This window comes from Pseudomonas sp. ZL2, from assembly GCF_054788455.1.
In genome coordinates this window covers 127,422-146,045 of record NZ_JBGOGX010000005.1, presented here as the reverse complement: position 1 = coordinate 146,045, position 18,624 = coordinate 127,422, and the positions used below count along the sequence as shown (strand labels likewise).

20 protein-coding genes are annotated in these 18,624 nt (G+C 63.4%); 14 read left to right on the top strand and 6 right to left on the bottom strand.

The genetic code is table 11. The annotated features are described in order from the left end of the window. The first annotated feature begins 7 nt into the window (after positions 1-7). Entirely contained in the window at positions 8-598 is a 591-nt protein-coding gene (locus tag ABM562_RS08305; RefSeq protein ID WP_134061318.1) for an LON peptidase substrate-binding domain-containing protein, read from the top strand. A gap of 4 nt (positions 599-602) precedes the next feature. On the opposite strand, the gene ABM562_RS08300 is transcribed toward ABM562_RS08305, so the two are convergent. Together ABM562_RS08300 and ABM562_RS08295 are read right to left on the bottom strand one after the other, a co-directional pair. Further along, the gene (locus ABM562_RS08300; RefSeq protein ID WP_233674440.1) at positions 603-1,919 is read right to left on the bottom strand and encodes a bifunctional DedA family/phosphatase PAP2 family protein; all 1,317 of its coding nucleotides are present in this window, start codon (positions 1,917-1,919) and stop codon (positions 603-605) included. A gap of 4 nt (positions 1,920-1,923) precedes the next feature. Then, entirely contained in the window at positions 1,924-2,616 is a 693-nt protein-coding gene (locus tag ABM562_RS08295; RefSeq protein ID WP_115085153.1) for a DNA-3-methyladenine glycosylase, read from the bottom strand. A gap of 173 nt (positions 2,617-2,789) precedes the next feature. Here ABM562_RS08295 and ABM562_RS08290 point away from each other — a divergent pair, with 173 nt between their 5' ends. From ABM562_RS08290 to ABM562_RS08230, 13 genes are all read left to right on the top strand, one after another. Then, the gene (locus ABM562_RS08290) at positions 2,790-4,061 is read left to right on the top strand and encodes a glutamate-5-semialdehyde dehydrogenase (RefSeq protein WP_115085154.1); all 1,272 of its coding nucleotides are present in this window, start codon (positions 2,790-2,792) and stop codon (positions 4,059-4,061) included. Continuing rightward, entirely contained in the window at positions 4,030-4,749 is a 720-nt protein-coding gene (gene nadD / locus ABM562_RS08285) for a nicotinate-nucleotide adenylyltransferase (protein WP_460421388.1), read from the top strand. Before ABM562_RS08290 ends, nadD begins: the two co-directional genes overlap by 32 nt. A gap of 45 nt (positions 4,750-4,794) precedes the next feature. Next, complete coding sequence (gene rsfS / locus ABM562_RS08280) at positions 4,795-5,223, top strand: ribosome silencing factor (RefSeq protein ID WP_115085156.1); 429 nt, start codon at positions 4,795-4,797, stop codon at positions 5,221-5,223. Positions 5,224-5,232: 9 nt separating this feature from the next. Beyond that, complete coding sequence (gene rlmH, locus ABM562_RS08275) at positions 5,233-5,700, top strand: 23S rRNA (pseudouridine(1915)-N(3))-methyltransferase RlmH (RefSeq protein ID WP_010222895.1); 468 nt, start codon at positions 5,233-5,235, stop codon at positions 5,698-5,700. A gap of 16 nt (positions 5,701-5,716) precedes the next feature. Further along, entirely contained in the window at positions 5,717-7,606 is a 1,890-nt protein-coding gene (gene mrdA, locus ABM562_RS08270; protein WP_115085158.1) for a penicillin-binding protein 2, read from the top strand. Between the two features lie 38 nt (positions 7,607-7,644). Further along, on the top strand, positions 7,645-8,748 hold the full coding sequence (gene rodA, locus ABM562_RS08265) for a rod shape-determining protein RodA (protein ID WP_166675638.1): 1,104 nt from the start codon (positions 7,645-7,647) through the stop codon (positions 8,746-8,748). Positions 8,749-8,765: 17 nt separating this feature from the next. Then, positions 8,766-9,776, top strand: coding sequence for a lytic murein transglycosylase B (mltB, locus tag ABM562_RS08260; protein ID WP_233674441.1), 1,011 nt, complete (start codon positions 8,766-8,768; stop codon positions 9,774-9,776). Further along, positions 9,776-10,780: a septal ring lytic transglycosylase RlpA family protein gene (locus ABM562_RS08255; protein ID WP_115085160.1), complete on the top strand. Its 1,005-nt coding sequence runs from the start codon at positions 9,776-9,778 to the stop codon at positions 10,778-10,780. The genes mltB and ABM562_RS08255 overlap by 1 nt, the downstream gene beginning before the upstream one ends. A 134-nt stretch (positions 10,781-10,914) precedes the next feature. After that, positions 10,915-12,075 (top strand): D-alanyl-D-alanine carboxypeptidase family protein, encoded by a 1,161-nt coding sequence (locus ABM562_RS08250; RefSeq protein ID WP_100782774.1) that lies wholly within the window; start codon positions 10,915-10,917, stop codon positions 12,073-12,075. Between the two features lie 76 nt (positions 12,076-12,151). Continuing rightward, on the top strand, positions 12,152-12,424 hold the full coding sequence (locus ABM562_RS08245) for a DUF493 domain-containing protein (protein WP_460421384.1): 273 nt from the start codon (positions 12,152-12,154) through the stop codon (positions 12,422-12,424). Beyond that, the gene (gene lipB, locus ABM562_RS08240) at positions 12,424-13,071 is read left to right on the top strand and encodes a lipoyl(octanoyl) transferase LipB (protein ID WP_115085162.1); all 648 of its coding nucleotides are present in this window, start codon (positions 12,424-12,426) and stop codon (positions 13,069-13,071) included. The genes ABM562_RS08245 and lipB overlap by 1 nt, the downstream gene beginning before the upstream one ends. 2 nt (positions 13,072-13,073) lie before the next feature. After that, on the top strand, positions 13,074-14,072 hold the full coding sequence (gene lipA / locus ABM562_RS08235; RefSeq protein WP_010222903.1) for a lipoyl synthase: 999 nt from the start codon (positions 13,074-13,076) through the stop codon (positions 14,070-14,072). A gap of 138 nt (positions 14,073-14,210) precedes the next feature. After that, on the top strand, positions 14,211-15,224 hold the full coding sequence (locus ABM562_RS08230) for a S66 peptidase family protein (RefSeq protein ID WP_346617148.1): 1,014 nt from the start codon (positions 14,211-14,213) through the stop codon (positions 15,222-15,224). Between the two features lie 3 nt (positions 15,225-15,227). On the opposite strand, the gene ABM562_RS08225 is transcribed toward ABM562_RS08230, so the two are convergent. From ABM562_RS08225 to ABM562_RS08210, 4 genes are all read right to left on the bottom strand, one after another. Beyond that, positions 15,228-16,544 carry a lytic murein transglycosylase gene (locus tag ABM562_RS08225; protein ID WP_115085269.1) on the bottom strand — a complete coding sequence of 439 codons (1,317 nt, stop codon included), beginning with the start codon at positions 16,542-16,544 and terminating at the stop codon, positions 15,228-15,230. A gap of 61 nt (positions 16,545-16,605) precedes the next feature. Beyond that, positions 16,606-16,770 carry an alternative ribosome rescue factor ArfA gene (arfA, locus tag ABM562_RS08220; RefSeq protein ID WP_038998593.1) on the bottom strand — a complete coding sequence of 55 codons (165 nt, stop codon included), beginning with the start codon at positions 16,768-16,770 and terminating at the stop codon, positions 16,606-16,608. Positions 16,771-16,901: 131 nt separating this feature from the next. Then, positions 16,902-17,939, bottom strand: a complete 1,038-nt coding sequence (gene holA, locus ABM562_RS08215) for a DNA polymerase III subunit delta (protein ID WP_115085164.1) — start codon at positions 17,937-17,939, stop codon at positions 16,902-16,904. Between the two features lie 36 nt (positions 17,940-17,975). Beyond that, the gene (locus ABM562_RS08210) at positions 17,976-18,584 is read right to left on the bottom strand and encodes an LPS-assembly lipoprotein LptE (RefSeq protein WP_346617147.1); all 609 of its coding nucleotides are present in this window, start codon (positions 18,582-18,584) and stop codon (positions 17,976-17,978) included. Positions 18,585-18,624 lie beyond the last annotated feature (40 nt).

Below are 18,624 nucleotides of genomic sequence, written 5' to 3'. Positions count from 1 at the left end.
AGTTGCAATGACGTTACCCCTGTTTCCGCTCAATACCGTGCTGTTTCCAGGCTGCTTTCTCGATTTGCAGATATTCGAGGCGCGCTACCTGGACATGATCGGCCGCATCATGAAGCAGGGCGGCGGCTTTGGTGTGGTGTGCATTCTTGAAGGCGAGCAGGTTGGCAGTGCGCCGAGCGGTTTCTCGCAGGTCGGCTGCGAGGCGCTGATTCGTGATTTCCAGCAGCAGGACAACGGCCTGCTGGGTATTCGCGTCGAGGGTACCCGACGCTTTCGCGTCGGGCCGTTCGAGGTGCAGAAGGATCAGTTGCTGGTTGCTGATGTGTCCTGGCTGCCTGAACTTGCCGATGAATCGCTGGAAGATGACCACCACGACTTGCTGGCGCTGCTGCAGGCGCTGGGCGAGCACCCGATGGTCGAAGCCTTGGGCATGCCGGTACCCGTGACGGGCCAGCAGGCACTGGCCAATCAGTTGGCCTACCTGCTGCCCTTCGTCGAAGAAGACAAGCTCGACCTGTTGGCCATCGATTCGCCGCACAAACGCCTGGAGGCTATCCAGGCGCTGCTCGATCGGCTGCAGGGCGAGCTGTTCGCCTGAGCCCTCAGTACTGGTAGCGCAGCAGGGCGTGGGGCAGCGCGTGCAGGGCGAAGAATGCCAGCAGCGCGACGCACGCCGGCAGGATCAGCCACCACACCCGCAGCGGCAGGGCCGTGAGCGGTTGACGCTGCTGGGTCAGGGTCAGGCTGGTGGCACACACGCAGCAGGCGAGCATGGCGCCGGCGAGAATGTCGGTCGGCCAGTGCGCGCCCAGATAGACCCGTGACAGCGCGATCGACAGCGCCGGAATGCAGCCCAGCAGGATCCAGGTCAGGCGCATGCGCGGCGGTTGTCCGCGCCCGGCCAGTACTGCCAGCACCAGAAAGAACGCAAACGACGCCGAACTGTGGCCGCTGGGCATGCTATAGGTGGTCAGCGGATCGGTCAGTACTTCCGGGCGCGCCCGGGCAAATAGCCATTTAAGGCTGCCGTTGGCCAGTGCCGTGCCGATCAGGGTGCTGCCGGCGAAAATCGCCGGGCGCCATTGCCGGGCCAGCAGCAGCAGGCCAGTGAGCAGGCCGCCAAGGAAAAACTGGGTACGGAAATCGCCGAGGCGGGTGATCAGCACCACCGTGCCGTCGATGGCGCGACTGCGGTTTTCCTGGATCAGGGTCATCAGGCCCTGGTCGAACTGGGTCAGGTACGGCCAGCCGAAAAACAGCCCGGTCAGGGCCAGCAGGCTCATCCCGGCAATCAGTCGGGTGCCGCGGCGCATGCTGCGCAGGCTGCTGTTGATGCTCAGGCCGATCAGCAACGCCAGGCCGCCGACGACCACTCCGGCCTGTGGCCAGAAGCCTTCCGGCAGCGGCAGGCGCATGGCTGCTCCCGTGGCCCAGCCTGGCAGCAGGTAAGCCACCGCCCAGCCGGCCCCGGCGATCAGGCTTACCGCGATAAAGCGTGGCAGCGGCATGTCGAACATGCCGGCGACCATGGGCAGCATTGGCCGCAGCGGGCCGATGAAGCGCCCGACCAGCAGGCTGGCGATACCGTAGCGCTGGAAATAGGTCTCGGCGCTGCCGATCCATTCAGGATGATGGCGCAGCAGCGGCAAGCGGCGGATGTTCTGGTGAAAGCGCCGGCCCAGGGTGTAGGAGATCGCGTCACCGAGCAGGCCACCGGCAAAGCCCAGCAGCAGGGTTTCACCCAGCGTCAGGGCGCCGCTGCCAGCCAGTACCGCGACGGCGAACAACAGGACGGTGCCGGGGACGATGATCCCGGCTATTGCCAGGCATTCCACGCAGGCCACCAGAAAAATCGCCAATCCCAGCCATTGCGGGTTGGCGCTGAGCCAAGTGGTCAGGCTGTCGAGCCATGGGCCCATCGTGTCAGTTTCCTTGTGTCAGTAAGAAGTAATCCCGGCCTTCGACTTGGCCCCGGCGCAGCGGGTTCCGTGTGCAATGGCGGGCGAAGTCGGCGTCGACGAACCGGTAGGGCAGATGTTCATCACGGCCGTGGGGAATCCCCAGGCGGGTGGTCTGGATAATTTGTTTCACTTTGATACCGCAGTCCTCGACAAACAGCTGCTCGGCATCGAAGCGTTTGCCGTCCCAATGCGGAACTTTCAGGCCCAGGGCCTTGCACAGCAGGGTCTGCCCGGCGCACAGGCGCTCGGGCGGGCGCGCCTGGCCGCTGGCGTCGGGGTTGTTCAGTTGCATTTGCGCCAGGCTGTTGTCATCCGAAAGGGCGTCGACGAAGGGGTAGGCCGACTTGATCAGCACAGCATTGCCCGGCCCGTGGGCGCTGAAGTTCAGCGAGTCGCCGCCGCGGGCGTAGTACATGTAAATGTGCCCGCCGTCGAGGAACAGCGCCTTGCGTTTCTCGGTGTAACCGAGCGAGGCGTGGCTGCCCTTGTCGGTGAGGTAGTAGGCCTCGGTCTCGATGATCCGCGCCGCCAGCCAGTACGGGCCGTGACGGTGGCGGATGACCTTGCCCAGCAGAGCCCTGGCCAGTTCCCCGGCGTCGCGGTCGAAGAAACTGTCGGGCAAGGCCTTGAGCGGGCAGGGGGCAGAATCGGGCATGCTGGCGGGGTTCGCGGGTGGGCAGGTGGGCGATGATAGCAATTTCTGTCTTAACCAACCCTGAATGGCCAATATCAGCACTCTTTTCGACCATCCGCCTGTCACCGCTGGGCGTGGGACCACGCGACAGTTATAATCATCCGATTTTCCCCTTCGCCAAGACCACTGAGCCCATGACTGAGTCCGTTCTTGACTACATGACCCGCCTGGGTCGCGCTGCCCGCGCGGCGTCGCGCGTGATCGGCCGTGCCAGCACCGCGCAGAAGAACCGCGCCCTGCAAGCCGCCGCCAACGCGCTGGACGCTGCCCGCGCCGAGCTGACCGCCGCCAATGAGCTGGACCTGGCCGCTGGCCGGGCCAACGGCCTGGAACCGGCCATGCTCGAGCGCCTGGCACTGACCCCGGCGCGCATCGACGGCATGATTGTCGGCCTGCGCCAGGTGGCCAGCCTGCCGGACCCGGTCGGCGCGATCCGCGACATGAGCTACCGGCCATCGGGTATCCAGGTTGGCAAGATGCGCGTACCGCTGGGTGTAATCGGCATCATTTACGAGTCGCGTCCGAACGTGACCATCGACGCCGCCAGCCTGTGCCTCAAGTCCGGCAACGCCACCATCCTGCGTGGCGGCTCCGAGGCCATCCACTCCAACCGTGCTATTGCCGCCTGCATCCAGCGCGGGCTGGCCGAGGCCGGCTTGCCGGCGGCGGTGGTACAAGTGGTGGAAACCACCGATCGCGAAGCGGTCGGCGCGCTGATCAGCATGCCGGAGTTTGTCGATGTCATCGTGCCGCGTGGCGGCAAGGGCCTGATCGAGCGCATCAGCCGCGACGCGCGGGTGCCGGTGATCAAGCACCTGGACGGCATCTGCCACGTCTATGTGGCCGAGCATGCAGAGCTGGACAAGGCCCGGCGCATCGCCTTCAACGCCAAGACCTACCGCTACGGCATCTGCGGGGCGATGGAAACCCTGCTGGTCGATCAGTCGGTAGCGGCCGAATTCTTGCCGGAAATGGCCCGCCAATTTCGGGAAAAAGGTGTCGAACTGCGTGGTTGCGAGCGCACCCTCGAGATTATCGAGGCGGTGCCGGCGACCGAGGCGGACTGGAACACTGAATACCTCGCGGCGATTCTGTCGATTCGCGTGGTCGACGGCCTGGACCAGGCCATCGAACATATCAATCACTATGGCTCGCACCATACCGATTCCATCGTGACCGAACATCAGGCGCAGGCTCGCCAGTTCATGGCCGAGGTCGATTCGTCCTCGGTGATGATCAACACCCCGACCTGCTTTGCCGACGGTTTCGAGTACGGCCTGGGCGCGGAGATCGGTATTTCCACCGACAAGCTGCACGCCCGCGGCCCGGTTGGCCTGGAAGGCCTGACCTGCGAGAAGTACGTGGTGATCGGCGATGGTCAACTGCGCGGACAGGAGTCGCTCTGACTTGGCCGAGCGCAAACCGCCCGCCCACGTTTCGACGCTGTCGCCCGCCCGGCGCATCGGCGTGCTCGGCGGGACATTCGACCCCGTGCACATCGGCCACCTGCGCAGTGCGCTGGAGGTAGCTGAAGTGCTGGCGCTGGACGAGCTGCGGCTGATGCCCAACGCCCGCCCGCCGCACCGCGACACACCGCAGGTATCGGCCCAGGACCGTCTGGCGATGGTCCGGTGCGCCGTACAGGGTGTGCCAACGCTGTCGGTCGATGCCCGCGAGCTTGCCCGCGACAAGCCGTCGTACACCATTGAAACGCTGGAGCTGATGCGCGCCGAAATGGCCGCCTCGGAGCAACTGTTTCTGCTGCTGGGCTGGGATGCGTTCTGCGGCCTGCCCGGTTGGCACCGTTGGGAAGAATTGCTGCAACATTGTCACATCCTGGTGCTGCAACGCCCGGATGCCGACGTCGAGCCGCCGGATGCCTTGCGCAACCTGCTGGCCGCACGCTCGGTCAGTGATCCGCAGGCCCTCGAAGGGCCTGCCGGGAATATTGCATTCGTCTGGCAGACGCCGCTTGCGGTGTCAGCCACGCAGATCCGACAGCTGCTGGCCAGCGGCAAGTCGGTGCGGTTTCTGGTGCCGGACGCAGTACTGGCCTACATCGATGCGCACAACCTTTACCGTGCGCCGAACTGAGGGCGCTGAAAAGCGCCTCATACTATTGAGTTGAATGAGTTTTATATGACCAAGCAAAAACACAACGCCGTCAGCGCCGAAGAGCTGGTCGAACTGACCAAATCCGCCCTGGAAGACGTCAAGGCCCAGGACATCCAGGTTATCGACGTGCGTGAAAAGCACAGCCTGACCGATTACATGATCATCGCCACCGGTACCTCCAACCGCCAGATCAGCGCGATGCTGGAAAAGGTCCGCGAGCAGGTCAAGGCCAAGGGCGTGCAGCCGCTGGGCGAAGAAGGCAAGGGCGACAGCGACTGGGTCCTGCTCGACCTGAACGACGTCATCGTCCACATGATGACCGCCGCTGCCCGTCAGTTCTACGATCTCGAGCGCCTGTGGCTGGGTGCGGAGCAGAGCCGCTCAGCTGATGGCAAACACCACAGCCCGGATCATGCCCACGAGTTTTCAGACAAGCTGAAAGATCGGGAATAAGGAAGGCTCGTGCGTCTGCGTTTGATCGCGGTCGGCTCGCGCATGCCCAAGTGGGTTGAGGACGGTTGGCATGAATATGCCAAGCGCCTGCCCTCTGAGCTGTCGTTGGAGCTGGTGGAAATACCGCTCAATACCCGGGGCAAGAATGCCGACGTCGCCCGCCTGATTCGTCAGGAGGGCGAGGCCATGCTCGCCAAGGTCCAGCCAGGGGAACGGATTGTCACTCTGGAGGTCCATGGCAAGCCCTGGAGTACCGAGCAACTGGCGGTCGAGCTGGACCGCTGGCGCCTGGACTCGCGTACTGTCAACTTCATGGTTGGCGGCCCCGAAGGGCTGGCGCCGGAAGTCTGCGCGCGGGCCGAGCAGCGCTGGTCGCTGTCGCCACTGACACTGCCCCACCCGTTGGTAAGGATACTGATCGGCGAACAGCTGTACCGCGCCTGGACCGTACTGTCCGGGCACCCCTACCATAAATAAGCCTTAAGCCTTTTCAATGTCGCAGCCGATTCGCCTCAAGGATCACGAGAAAGACGCCCGTCTGGTGCGTAGCCGCGTCGTGGTCGGTGCAGTGGCGATCGTCCTGCTGATCTGCGTGTTGATCGTCCGCCTGTATTACCTGCAGGTGATCCAGTACGACTATCACTCGACCCTGTCGGAAAACAACCGGGTGCATGTGCAGCCGATTCCGCCGACCCGCGGGCTGATCTTCGACCGCAACGGGGTGATTGTCGCCGACAACCGGCCAAGCTTCAGCCTGAGCATGACCCGCGAGCGCTCCGGCGACTGGCAGCAGGTGCTCGACGTAATCGTCGAGGTGCTGGAACTGACCCCGGATGACCGCACCCTGTTCGAAAAGCGCATGCGCCAGGGGCGCCGGCCGTTCGAGCCGGTGCCGATCCTGTTCGAGTTGACCGAAGAGCAGATCGCCCGTATTGCGGTGAACCAGTTCCGCTTGCCGGGTGTTGAGGTGGTTGCCCAGCTGGTGCGCCATTACCCGCAGGGTGCGCACTTTGCCCACTCGGTCGGCTATGTTGGGCGGATCAACGAGAAAGAGCTGAAAACCCTCGATCCGGTCAATTACAGCGGCACTCACCATATCGGCAAGACCGGCATCGAGCGCTTCTACGAGCCGGAGCTGCACGGCCAGGTGGGTTACGAAGAGGTCGAGACCAATGCCCGTGGCCGGGTGTTGCGGGTGCTCAAGCGCACCGACCCGATCCCCGGCAAGGACATCGTCCTGAGCCTCGACATCAAGCTGCAGGAGGCCGCCGAAGCCGCACTGGGCGGGCGACGCGGTGCTATCGTCGCGCTCGATCCGAATACCGGCGAAGTGCTGGCGATGGTCAGCCAGCCGAGCTTCGACCCTAACCCATTCGTCACCGGTATCAGCTTCAAGGCCTACGCCGACCTGCGCGATTCGATCGACCGCCCGCTGTTCAACCGCGTGCTGCGTGGGCTGTACCCACCGGGTTCGACCATCAAGCCGGCAGTGGCCATCGCCGGCCTCGACAGTGGCGTGGTCACGGCCAGCAGCCGGGTGTTCGACCCGGGCTACTACCAGTTGCCCAACTATGACCACAAGTACCGCAACTGGAACCGCAGCGGCGACGGTTGGGTCGACCTGGACCTGGCGATCATGCGCTCCAACGACACTTACTTCTACGACCTGGCGCACAAGATGGGCATCGACCGTCTGTCCAGCTACATGAACAAGTTCGGTCTCGGGCAGAAGGTCTCCCTCGACATGTTCGAGGAGTCCGCCGGCCTGATGCCGACCCGCGAATGGAAGCGCGCCACCCGCCGCCAGGCCTGGTTCCCGGGTGAGACGCTGATCCTCGGTATCGGCCAGGGCTACATGCAGACCACGCCGTTGCAGATGGCCCAGGCCATCGCGCTGATCGCCAGCAAGGGCAAGTGGTACCGTCCGCACCTGGCCAAGACCATCGAAGGCCAGCCGCCGGTGGACGACAACCCGATGGAAGACATTGTGCTGCGCGACAAGTCCGACTGGGCCAGGGTCACCCACGGCATGGAGCAGGTGATGCACAACGCCCGCGGTACCGCACGCGCCGCCGCCGCCGGGGCCCAGTACCGGATTGCCGGCAAGAGCGGCACCGCCCAGGTGGTAGCGATCAAGCAGGGCGAGAAGTACGACCGCAACAAGGTTCAGGAACGCCACCGTGACCACGCCCTGTTCGTCGGCTTCGCCCCGGCAGAGAACCCGAAGATCGTGGTCTCGGTCATGATCGAAAACGGCGAGGCCGGTGGTCGCGTCGCAGCGCCAGTGATGCGGCAGGTGATGGACGCCTGGCTGCTCGACGAGAACGGCCGGCTCAAATCCGAGTTCGCTCCCGCCACCGTTGTTCAGGAGTCGGCCCAGTGAAGAACAATTTCGATCGCATGCTTTCCAGCGAGGACGTGATGCGTCGTCGCGCCAGCTTCCTGCAGCGTATCCATGTCGACGGACCGTTGCTGATCCTGCTGCTGACCCTGGCGGCCGGCAGCCTGTTCGTCCTCTATTCGGCCAGCGGCAAGAACTGGGACCTGCTGCTCAAGCAGGCCAGTTCCTTCGGCATCGGCCTGGTATCGATGTTCGTCATTGCCCAGCTCGAACCGCGCTTCATGGCGCGCTGGGTGCCCCTGGCCTACGTGGTCGGGGTGATCCTGCTGGTGGTGGTCGACGTCATGGGCCACAACGCCATGGGCGCCACGCGCTGGATCAACATCCCCGGGGTGATCCGCTTCCAGCCCTCGGAATTCATGAAGATCATCATGCCGGCGACCATCGCCTGGTACCTGGCCAAGCGTTCGCTACCGCCGCACCTCAAGCACGTGATGATCAGCCTGATCATGATCGGCGTGCCGTTCATCCTGATCGTGCGTCAGCCAGACCTCGGCACCGCCTTGCTGATCCTGGCCTCCGGCGCCTTCGTGCTGTTCATGGGCGGCCTGCGCTGGCGCTGGATCCTTAGCGTGGTGGCGGCGGCGGTACCGGTGGCGGTGGCCATGTGGTTCTTCGTCATGCACGACTATCAGAAGCAACGGGTACTGACCTTCCTCGACCCGGAAAGCGACCCGCTGGGCACCGGCTGGAACATCATCCAGTCGAAAGCGGCGATCGGCTCGGGCGGGGTGTTCGGCAAGGGCTGGCTGCTGGGCACCCAGTCGCACCTGGACTTTCTGCCGGAAAGCCACACCGACTTCATCATCGCCGTGCTCGGCGAAGAGTTCGGCCTGGTCGGCATCTGCGCGCTGCTTCTCATCTACCTGCTGTTGATCGGCCGTGGCCTGGTGATTACTGCCCAGGCCCAGACGCTCTACGGCAAGTTGCTGGCCGGCAGCCTGACCATGACCTTCTTTGTTTATGTGTTCGTCAATATCGGAATGGTCAGCGGCTTGTTGCCTGTAGTGGGTGTGCCGCTGCCCTTCATTAGTTATGGCGGAACTTCGTTGGTGACGCTGCTGTCAGCGTTTGGAGTTTTAATGTCGATCCATACGCATCGCAAATGGATTGCGCAGGTTTGAATAAGGTGAAGAATTACATGCAAGCAATGCGTGGCTGGGCGGCTCGTTGCGCGCCTTGGGTCGGCTTTCTGGGTTTGTTCGGCGGGGTGCAGGGTGCCTCTGCCGGCGACTATGACGGCTCGCCCCAGGTGGCCGAGTTCGTCGGCGAAATGACCCGCGACTACGGTTTTGCCGGTGAGCAGCTGATGGGGGTGTTTCGCGAGGTTCAGCGCAAGCAGTCGATCCTCGATGCGATCTCGCGTCCGGCCGAACGGGTAAAACCCTGGAAGGACTACCGGCCGATGTTCCTCACCGACGCCCGGGTCGCCCGTGGCGTCGACTTCTGGCGCCAGCATGAGGCCACCCTGGCCCGCGCCGAGCAGGAATACGGCGTGCCGGCCCAGGTGATCGTTTCGATCATCGGTGTCGAGACCTTCTTTGGCCGCAACACCGGCAACTACCGGGTGATCGACGCGCTGTCGACCCTGGGCTTCGATTACCCGCCGCGCGCCGAATTCTTCCGCAAGGAGCTGCGCGAATACCTGCTGCTGGCCCGTGAAGAGCAGGTCGACCCGCTGACCCTCAAAGGCTCCTATGCTGGCGCCATGGGCCTGCCGCAGTTCATGCCGAGCAGCTTTCGCGCCTACGCCGTGGACTTTGACGGCGACGGCCACATCAATATCTGGAACAACCCGGACGATGCCATTGGCAGCGTTGCCAGCTACTTCAAGCGCCATGGCTGGGTCGCTGGCGAGCAGGTGGTCAGCCGTGCCACGGTACGTGGCGAACGTGTCGATGAGGGCCTGAGCCCGGGTATCGACGCGGTCAAGACGGTCGGGGAGTTGCGGGCACTGGGCTGGTCGAGTCATGATGCGCTGCGCGATGATCTGCCGGTCACCGCCTTCCGGCTCGAAGGCGACAATGGCCCCGAATACTGGCTGGGCCTGAAAAACTTCTACGCGATCACTCGCTATAACCGCAGCGTGATGTATGCCATGGCAGTGCATCAGCTCTCGGACCTGCTGGTTCAAGCACGGGGCGCCAAGTAATGCGTGTAATGTTCTCCGCTACATCGCTGAAAATGCTTGGTTGCGCCGCCCTGGGCCTGGTGCTGGTGAGCTGCTCGAGCAGCCGCCCGAGCACCTCTACCCAGGGTAATGCCAATGTGGTGCGGGCCAAGCCCGGGCTGGACATCAACCGGGCCCACAAGGACGGCGCGCCCTGGTGGGATGTCGATGTCTCGAAGATCCCCGATGCCACGCCGACCGTGCACACCGGCAACTACAAGGCCAACCCCTACACCGTACTGGGTAAGACCTACTTCCCGATCCCCGACTCGCGCAACTACCGCGCCGAGGGCACGGCGTCCTGGTACGGCACCAAGTTCCACGGCCAGAACACCGCCAACGGCGAGGTCTATGACCTCTACGGCATGAGCGCGGCGCACAAGACCCTGCCGCTGCCGGCCTACGTCAAGGTCACCAACCTCGACAACCACCGTAGCGTGATCCTGCGGGTCAACGACCGCGGACCGTTCTATTCCGACCGCATCATCGACCTGTCCTACGCGGCGGCGAAGAAGCTCGGCTATGCCGAAACCGGTACCGCGCGGGTGCGCGTCGAGGGTATCGACCCGAAACAATGGTGGGCTCAGCGTGGCCAAGCGGCGCCGATGGTGCTCGACCAGCCGCAAGTGGCCCAGACCCAGGCCCTGCCGGCCAGCACCGGTACGGTCGAACAATGGACTCCGCCACCGCAGCAGCACGCCGCCGCCGTGGTCCCGGTACAGGTCGCCAGCAATAATGGCCTGGCCAGCAATGGTCTTTACTTGCAGGTCGGCGCCTTTGCCAACCCGGACGCCGCCGAACTGCTGCGCTCCAAGCTCAGCAGCATGGTCAGCGCGCCGGTCTTCATCAGTTCGGTGGTGCGTAACCAGCAGACCCTGCATCGGGTCCGCCTGGGGCCGATCAACAGCCAGGGCGAAGCCCAGCAGATGCAGGACAGCGTGCGGCTGGCCAATCTGGGGCAGCCCAAAGTCGTCACGGCAGACTGATCGGGGGGACTGATCGGTTTGTCATGCAGCCGGGCGCAGCCGCCATGTACAATGGCGGTTTTGCCCGTCAGGCCATGCGCCTGTAAACGTTTTGCCCATGAGGGCATGAGCCCATTAGCCATTTCGAGAGACGGATGAACATAACCAGCTTTGCCAAACGCCTTTGCCTGCTTGTACCGCTGATGATTGCCCCTGCCGCCTTCGCGGCAGAGCAGATGATGCCGTCGCCGCCGCAACTGGCTGCCAAGTCCTACGTGCTCATGGAAGCCTCCAGCGGCAACATCCTGGTCGAGAACAATGGTGACCAGCGTCTGCCTCCGGCGAGCCTGACCAAGCTGATGACCGCCTACATCGCGACCCTGGATATCCGTCGCGGGCAGATCGGCGAAAACGACCCGGTCACCGTCAGCGAAAACGCCTGGCGTACCGGCGGTTCGCGGATGTTCATCAAGGTTGGCACCCAGGTCAGCGTCAGCGACCTGCTGCACGGTATCATCATCCAGTCGGGTAACGACGCCAGCGTCGCCCTGGCCGAGCACATCGCCGGCAGCGAAGACGCTTTCGCCGACATGATGAACAAGACCGCTACCGATCTTGGCATGAGCAACAGCCACTTCATGAACCCGACCGGCCTGCCGAACCCCGAGCACTACTCGTCGGCTCACGACATGGCGGTGCTGGCACGCGCGATCATCCACGAAGACCCGGCTCACTACGCGATCTACTCGCAGAAGGAGTTCTTCTGGAACAACATCAAGCAACCTAACCGCAACCTGCTGCTGTGGCGCGACAAGACCGTCGACGGCCTGAAAACCGGCCACACCGACGAAGCCGGCTACTGCATGGTGTCTTCGGCGGTACGTGACGGCATGCGCCTGATCGCCGTGGTCTTCGGTACCAACAGCGAGCAATCGCGTGCGGCCGAAACCCAGAAACTGCTGACTTACGGCTTCCGCTTCTTCGAAACCCAGACTTTCTACCAGAAGGGTACCGAACTGGCCCAGGCGCCGGTATGGAAAGGGGCGACCAACCAGGTCAAAGCCGGTCTGGCTCAGGATCTGAGCATGACTTTGCCTAAAGGCCAATTGAAAAAGCTGGCCGCAAGCATGACCATGAACCCGCAATTGATCGCTCCGATCAACAAAGGTGACGTGATCGGTAAAGTGGAAGTCAAACTGGATGACAAGGTTGTCCACAGTGCCGACCTGATCGCGCTGGATGGCGTCGAGGAAGGTGGTTTCTTCCGTCGTGTGTGGGATAGCATTCGGCTATTCTTCTACGGGTTGTTCAACTGATATCGTGACCTGCCACGCCCCCGCCCACTCACGCGGGGGCGTTGTTGTTGCCACGGCTTACGAGGCCGTTACTGCCATGACCGAAGCTGACAAATCGCACAAAATCGAATTCCCCTGCGCCGATTACCCGATCAAGGTCATCGGTGACACCGTGGTCAATTTCAAGGACACGGTGATCGAGATCCTGAAGAAGTACGCCACGGTCGACATGAATACCCTGGCCGAACGCCAGAGCAAGGAAGGCAAGTACACCACGGTGCAACTGCACATCGTCGCCACCGGTGAAGACCAGCTGCACGATATCAACAGCGCCCTGCGCGCGACCGGAATCGTGAAAATGGTGCTCTGATGCCCGATTGCCTCGGCTTTCGCGACCTCGGCCTGCTGCCTTACGAGCCGGTGCTGGAGGCCATGCGTCGGTTCACCGACCAGCGTGGCCCCGGCACGGCGGATGAGGTATGGCTGGTTGAACACCCGGCGGTGTTTACCCAGGGTCAGGCCGGCAAGGCCGAGCATCTGCTGGTACCGGGTGACATCCCGGTGGTGCAGACCGATCGCGGCGGCCAGGTGACCTATCACGGCCCGGGCCAGCTGGTGGCGTACTTGTTGCTGGATGTGCGCCGCCTGGGCTTTGGCGTGCGCGATCTGGTCAGCCGCATTGAGCGCTGCCTGATCGAGCTGTTGGCCAGTTATAACGTCGAGGCGGCGGCCAAGGCCGATGCGCCGGGCGTCTATGTCGAAGGGGCGAAAATCGCCTCCCTCGGCTTGCGGATTCGCAATGGCTGTTCGTTCCACGGCCTTGCCCTGAACGTGGACATGGACCTTGCGCCATTCCGCCGGATTAACCCCTGCGGGTATGCGGGGCTGGCCATGACCCAGCTGCGCGATCAGGCAGGCTCGATCGAACTCTCTGAGGTAAGGGCAAGGCTGCGCGGGCAGCTGGTCAAGCACCTCGACTATGCTGAGCAGACGACCCTTACGGGCGGAATCTTCTGAATATGACTACTGTTGTGCAAGAACCAGTGCAAAGCGTGACGCCAGCGCCACGGCCGAAGGTCGAGGCGGGTGTCAAACTGCGTGGCGCGGAAAAAGTCGCGCGTATCCCGGTGAAGATCATCCCCACCGACGAGCTGCCAAAAAAGCCTGACTGGATTCGCGTGCGTATTCCGGTTTCGCCGGAAGTCGACCGTATCAAGCAACTGCTGCGCAAACACAAGTTGCACAGCGTCTGCGAAGAAGCCTCGTGCCCGAACCTGGGCGAATGCTTCTCTGGCGGCACCGCCACCTTCATGATCATGGGTGACATCTGCACCCGCCGTTGCCCGTTCTGCGACGTCGGCCATGGCCGGCCCAAGCCTCTGGACGTCGACGAGCCAAAGAACCTTGCCGTGGCCATCGCCGACCTGCGCCTGAAGTACGTGGTGATCACTTCGGTGGACCGCGACGACCTGCGTGATGGCGGTGCCCAGCACTTTGCCGACTGCATTCGTGAAATTCGCGCACTGTCGCCGGGCGTCCAGCTCGAGACCCTGGTGCCGGACTACCGCGGGCGCATGGATGTGGCCCTGGCGATCACCGCCGAGACCCCGCCGGATGTGTTCAACCACAACCTCGAAACCGTGCCTCGCCTGTACAAGGCTGCGCGTCCGGGTTCGGACTACCAGTGGTCGCTGACCCTGCTGCAGAAGTTCAAGGAACTGGTGCCGCATGTACCGACCAAGTCCGGGCTGATGCTGGGCCTTGGCGAAACCGACGAAGAAGTGATCGAAGTGATGCACCGCATGCGCGAGCACAACATCGACATGCTGACCCTCGGCCAGTACCTGCAGCCGTCGCGTAGCCACTTGCCGGTGCAGCGTTTCGTGCACCCGGACACCTTCGCCTGGTTCGCCGAAGAAGGCTACAAGATGGGCTTCAAGAACGTCGCCTCCGGCCCGCTGGTGCGTTCTTCGTACCATGCTGACCAGCAAGCGCACGAGGCCAAGATCAAGCTCTGATCGACGCCGCCGTGCCTCAATGCCGATGCCCGCTACCCTGCGGCATCGGCATTTTTGTTTGCGGCAAGGCTTCCTTGCGCCGTCGAACGGATCGTTGATTTACTGTGGACGGATCAGTCCACACAAGGAGTCGTCTGGATGAACCTTCCCTTCACGCAACAGGCCGGCCTGTTGACGAATGCCCAGCCCCTGCCGGCGGCCTTGCCGGCAGGTGGGCTGATTGCAATCATTGCCCCGGCAGGTCCTGCCCAGGTCGATACGCTCAAGGTCAACCAGTGGTTCGAGGCGCGCGGCTATCGTTGCCGGATCTACCCGGGGGTGACCGCCGCCGAGGGCTACCTGGCCGGTAGCGATGCGCAGCGGTTGCAAGATCTGCACAGCGCCTTCGCTGCCGAGGATGTCGATGCCATCATCTGCCTGCGCGGTGGCTACGGCAGCATGCGCCTGTTGGACAACATCGATTTTGGCCTGCTGCGCCGTCACCCCAAGCCTTTGGTCGGCTACAGCGACATCACCGCGCTGCACACGGCCATTGCCCGTCATGCCGGGTTCGTGTCGTTCCACGGCGCCATGCTCAAGTCGGAATTGCTGGGTAACAAGCAGGAACCGACCCTGGCGTCGCTGTTCGAGCAGCTCAGCGGCCGTTTGAGCGCTGGCGATGTCATTGAGCATCCGCAGGCCTGGCCGTTGACCACCATCCTGCCAGGCGCGGCCAGCGGGCCCTTGCTGGGCGGTAATCTGTCACTGTTGTGCGCGACCCTGGGGACACCCGCAGAAATACAGTGTGGCGGCGGTATCCTGTTTGTTGAAGACGTTAACGAACCGCTGTACCGGGTCGATCGCCTGCTGACCCAGTTGCGCCTGGCGGGCAAGCTTGAAGGCATTCGTGGCGTGCTGGTCGGGGATTTTGCCGGGATCACGCTGCAGGCGCTGGCGCCCTTGATGCGTCAGTTCTTCGAGCCGTTGCAGGTGCCGGTGTTGGGGGGATGGCGCAGTGGTCATTGCGACCCGAACCTGACCTTGCCGATGGGGGCCAGGGTGTGTCTGGATGCCGATGGCAAGTGTTTGCGCCTTGAGCAGGATCTGTTTGAGCGCCATCCGCGGGGCAAACCCGCTCCTACCTGTGTAGGAGCGGGCTTGCCCCGCGATTAGGGATCAACGCTGGCGCAGGCTATCCAGCAGCTTGTGCGTCGGATAGCCGTCGGCAGGCCAGCCCATCGCCTGCTGGGCGCTGCGAATGGCCTTGCGGGTGTTGGCGCCGATAATGCCGTCGGCGGCCCCGGCGTCGTAGTTGCGGGCGCTGAGCAGGGTCTGCAATTCGACCCGCTCGCTGCGGCTCAGCGGCAAGTCGTCCTTGGGCCAGGATCCGGCGATGTAACCCGAGCCGTCGAACCGTTGGCCAAGCAGGCCGACGGCCATGGCGTAGGACGACGAGTTGTTGTACTTGAGGATCGCGCGGAAGTTGTCCAGCACCAGGAACGCCGGGCCGCGATAACCGGCCGGCAGCAACAGGGCGGCAGAGAGCTGCTCGCTACCGGTAGGCAGACGTACGCCGGCAGGCAGTTTCAGCCCCAGTTGCAGCCATTCGGAGACTGTCTTGCGCTGGCTGCCATCCGCCAGCCAGTAATCGAAGCCAGGCGCCAGCTGCACCTCAAAACCCCAAGGCTCGCCGCGTTTCCAGCCGGAGCTCTGCAGGTAGTGGGCAGTGGAGGCCAGGGCGTCAGCCGAGCTGTTCCAGATATCGCGACGGCCATCGCCATCGAAGTCCACGGCATGGGTGTTGTAGGTGGTGGGGATGAACTGGGTCTGGCCCATGGCGCCGGCCCACGAGCCTTTCATGGCGTCGGGCTGGATATCACCGTTTTGCAGGATCTGCAGGGCCGCGATCAGCTGCGCCTGGGCAAAAGCCGGGCGGCGGCCTTCATAAGCCAAGGTGGCCAGGGAGCGGATCACCGATTTGTTGCCCTGGAACTGGCCGAAGTTGCTTTCCATGCCCCACACCGACACCAGCACGTTGCGATCAACGCCATAGCGTTGTTCGATCTGGCTCAGCAGTTCAGCGTGTTTTTCCAGCAGGCCCTTGCCATTGCGAACGCGCAGCGGCGACAGCGCGCCATCGAGGTATTCCCATACCGGCCGGGTGAACTCCGGCTGGCTGCGGTCAGCCTTGATCACGTCCATGTCAGGCGTGACGCCGAGGAAGGCGCTGTCGAAGGTGCTGGCGTTGATGCCCGCTTGCAGGGCTTGCTGACGGAAGCCTGCCTGCCATTGGGCAAAAGTTTGCAGCGGCTGGATTTCAGTGCTGGTGTCGACGGCGGGGTTGGGCAGGGTGACTACCGGAGCAGGCTGGGCAGGGGCCAGCGGCAGTGCATCGGCGGCGGTGGGTTTTTCCGCGCAGGCGACAAGCAGGATGAGGCTGGAGGCGGCAATCAGCTGACGAGGTTGCCAGCGACGGGAAAGACAAAGGGGCATGCACAGGTCCAGGTATTTCAGGTCAGGTGTCGACCATACCATGCCTGCCGAATTCTTGCCTTTATGCGGCCAAAAAGTAAGAAGCCTCCCAATCTCTCGATTGGAAGGCTTCGCGGCGGTAGCTGCCTTTGCCTTTGCCTGCGGGTTCCTGGCGGCTACGGAACAGAGGCTGGGCAACGATTGATTTGGCCTTGTTGGGCCCGGGTTTTGCGGGTTTTTTGCTCATGACAGGGAATCCTGCTGGGGTGGGTGTGGGGCGCAATATAGGCGTTGAAGCCATCGCTGGCAAGCCAGCTCCCACAGGGACGGTCGTGGGAGCTGGCTTGCCAGCGATGGGCTGCAAAGCAGCCCCCGGCTTCACTCCGCCGGCAACGCCAGGCGCTGCCCGGCCATCAACAACGACAAGCGCGCCAGGCTGGTCCAGGCCGAACCCTGTGCCTGGCCCTTGATCTGTGCGTCGATACGCTGGGCATCTTGCAGCAACTGACTCCAACGCTGCGCCGAATGGCGTTGCAGGGCCTTGCTCATCAATGGCTTGCGCTTGTCCCAGACCGGTGGCCGGGCCTGGCTGAAAGCCTTGTCCAGCGGCACGCCCTGGCTGAACTGCTGGGCAAGTCCGGCCAGCAGGCGCAGCTCCCGGGCCAGGGCCCAGAGAATCACGGGTGGCTCGACACCTTCGCCGCGCAATCCCTCAAGCATGCGCAAGGCGTGGGCCGCCTCGCCATTGAGAATCGCATCGACCAGGCCGAAAACATCGAAACGGGCGCTGTCGGCTACCGCCGCCTGCACCGTTTCGACCGTGATCTGATTGCCTTCGGCCAGCAGCTTGAGCTTCTCGATCTCCTGGGCCGCCGCCAGCAGGTTGCCTTCAACCCGGGCGGCGATCAGGTCAACTGCGTCGCGCTGGGCGCTCAACCCGGCCTGGGACAGGCGCTGGCTGATCCATTGCGGCAGCTGGTGGCTGTCTACCGGCCAGATCTGTACGAACTGGGCGTGTTGGCCTTCGATCAGTGCCTTGCCCCACTTGGTCTTCTGCGCGCTGCCATCGAGTTTGGGCAGGCTGATCAGCAGCAGGGTGTCTTCAGCGGGGTTGGAGCAGTATTCGATCAGCGCCGCCGCGCCTTTGTCGCCGGGCTTGCCGGAGGGTAAACGCAGTTCGAGCACACGGCGCTGGGCAAACAGCGACAGGCTGGCCCCGGCCTGGAGCAGGGTGCCCCAGTCGAAGTTGGCATCGGCGCTGAACACCTGGCGTTCATCGAAACCTTGCTGGCGTGCCGCGGCACGCACGGCATCGGCGGCTTCCTGGCACAGCAGCGGGTCATCGCCACTGATCACGTAGACCGGCGCGAGGCTGCCTTGCAGGTGTTTGTTGAGCTGGGCGGGAGTGAGTTTCATGATGGCAGACGGGGCACCGAAGTGCCCCGTTCATTCTCAGTTGACCGGCAGTTGCAGCGGCGATTGCTGAGGCGTTTCGTCCTGGGCACGGCGGGCGGCTTCCAGGGCGTCGGCTTCGGCCTTGGCGCGTTCGTCAGCCTTTTGCTGCAGGCTGTCGAGCTGGCTCGGGGTCAGCAACTGCAGGCGCACGACCATGTTCTGCACCAGATCGCGACGCATTTCGCCACGGGCTTGCGTAGCTTCCTGTTGCGATCCGGTGATGTTGTTGCCGTCATGCACATAGATTTTGCGCACTTCGAGCTTGTCGTTGAGCAGGTTGGTGTTGTTGTGGCCTTCGATGCTGTAGCTCAGCACGGTGGTCAGCTCATACTCGGCGGACCGACCTGAACCACCGGCATAGGTAGCGGCACGCTGGCTCTCGGCTTCGTTGGTCAGCACCAGCTTGTAAGGAGCGCCGGCGTGGACGTTGACGCCACTGCTCTGCAGGGCCTGACGCAGCTGGGTCACGGTTTCGCCGTAGGCGTTACGCGCGCTCAGGTCCAGTTCCTTTATCGCCAGTTCCGTGTTGCCAGTACCGCGCAGCTGGAAACCGCAGGCGCTGAGCATGACGGCCAGGCCCATTACCAGCAGATTGCGTTTGATCATGTTGTAGCTCCCTTGTGGGCCGATTCTGTGCGCCGGCCCG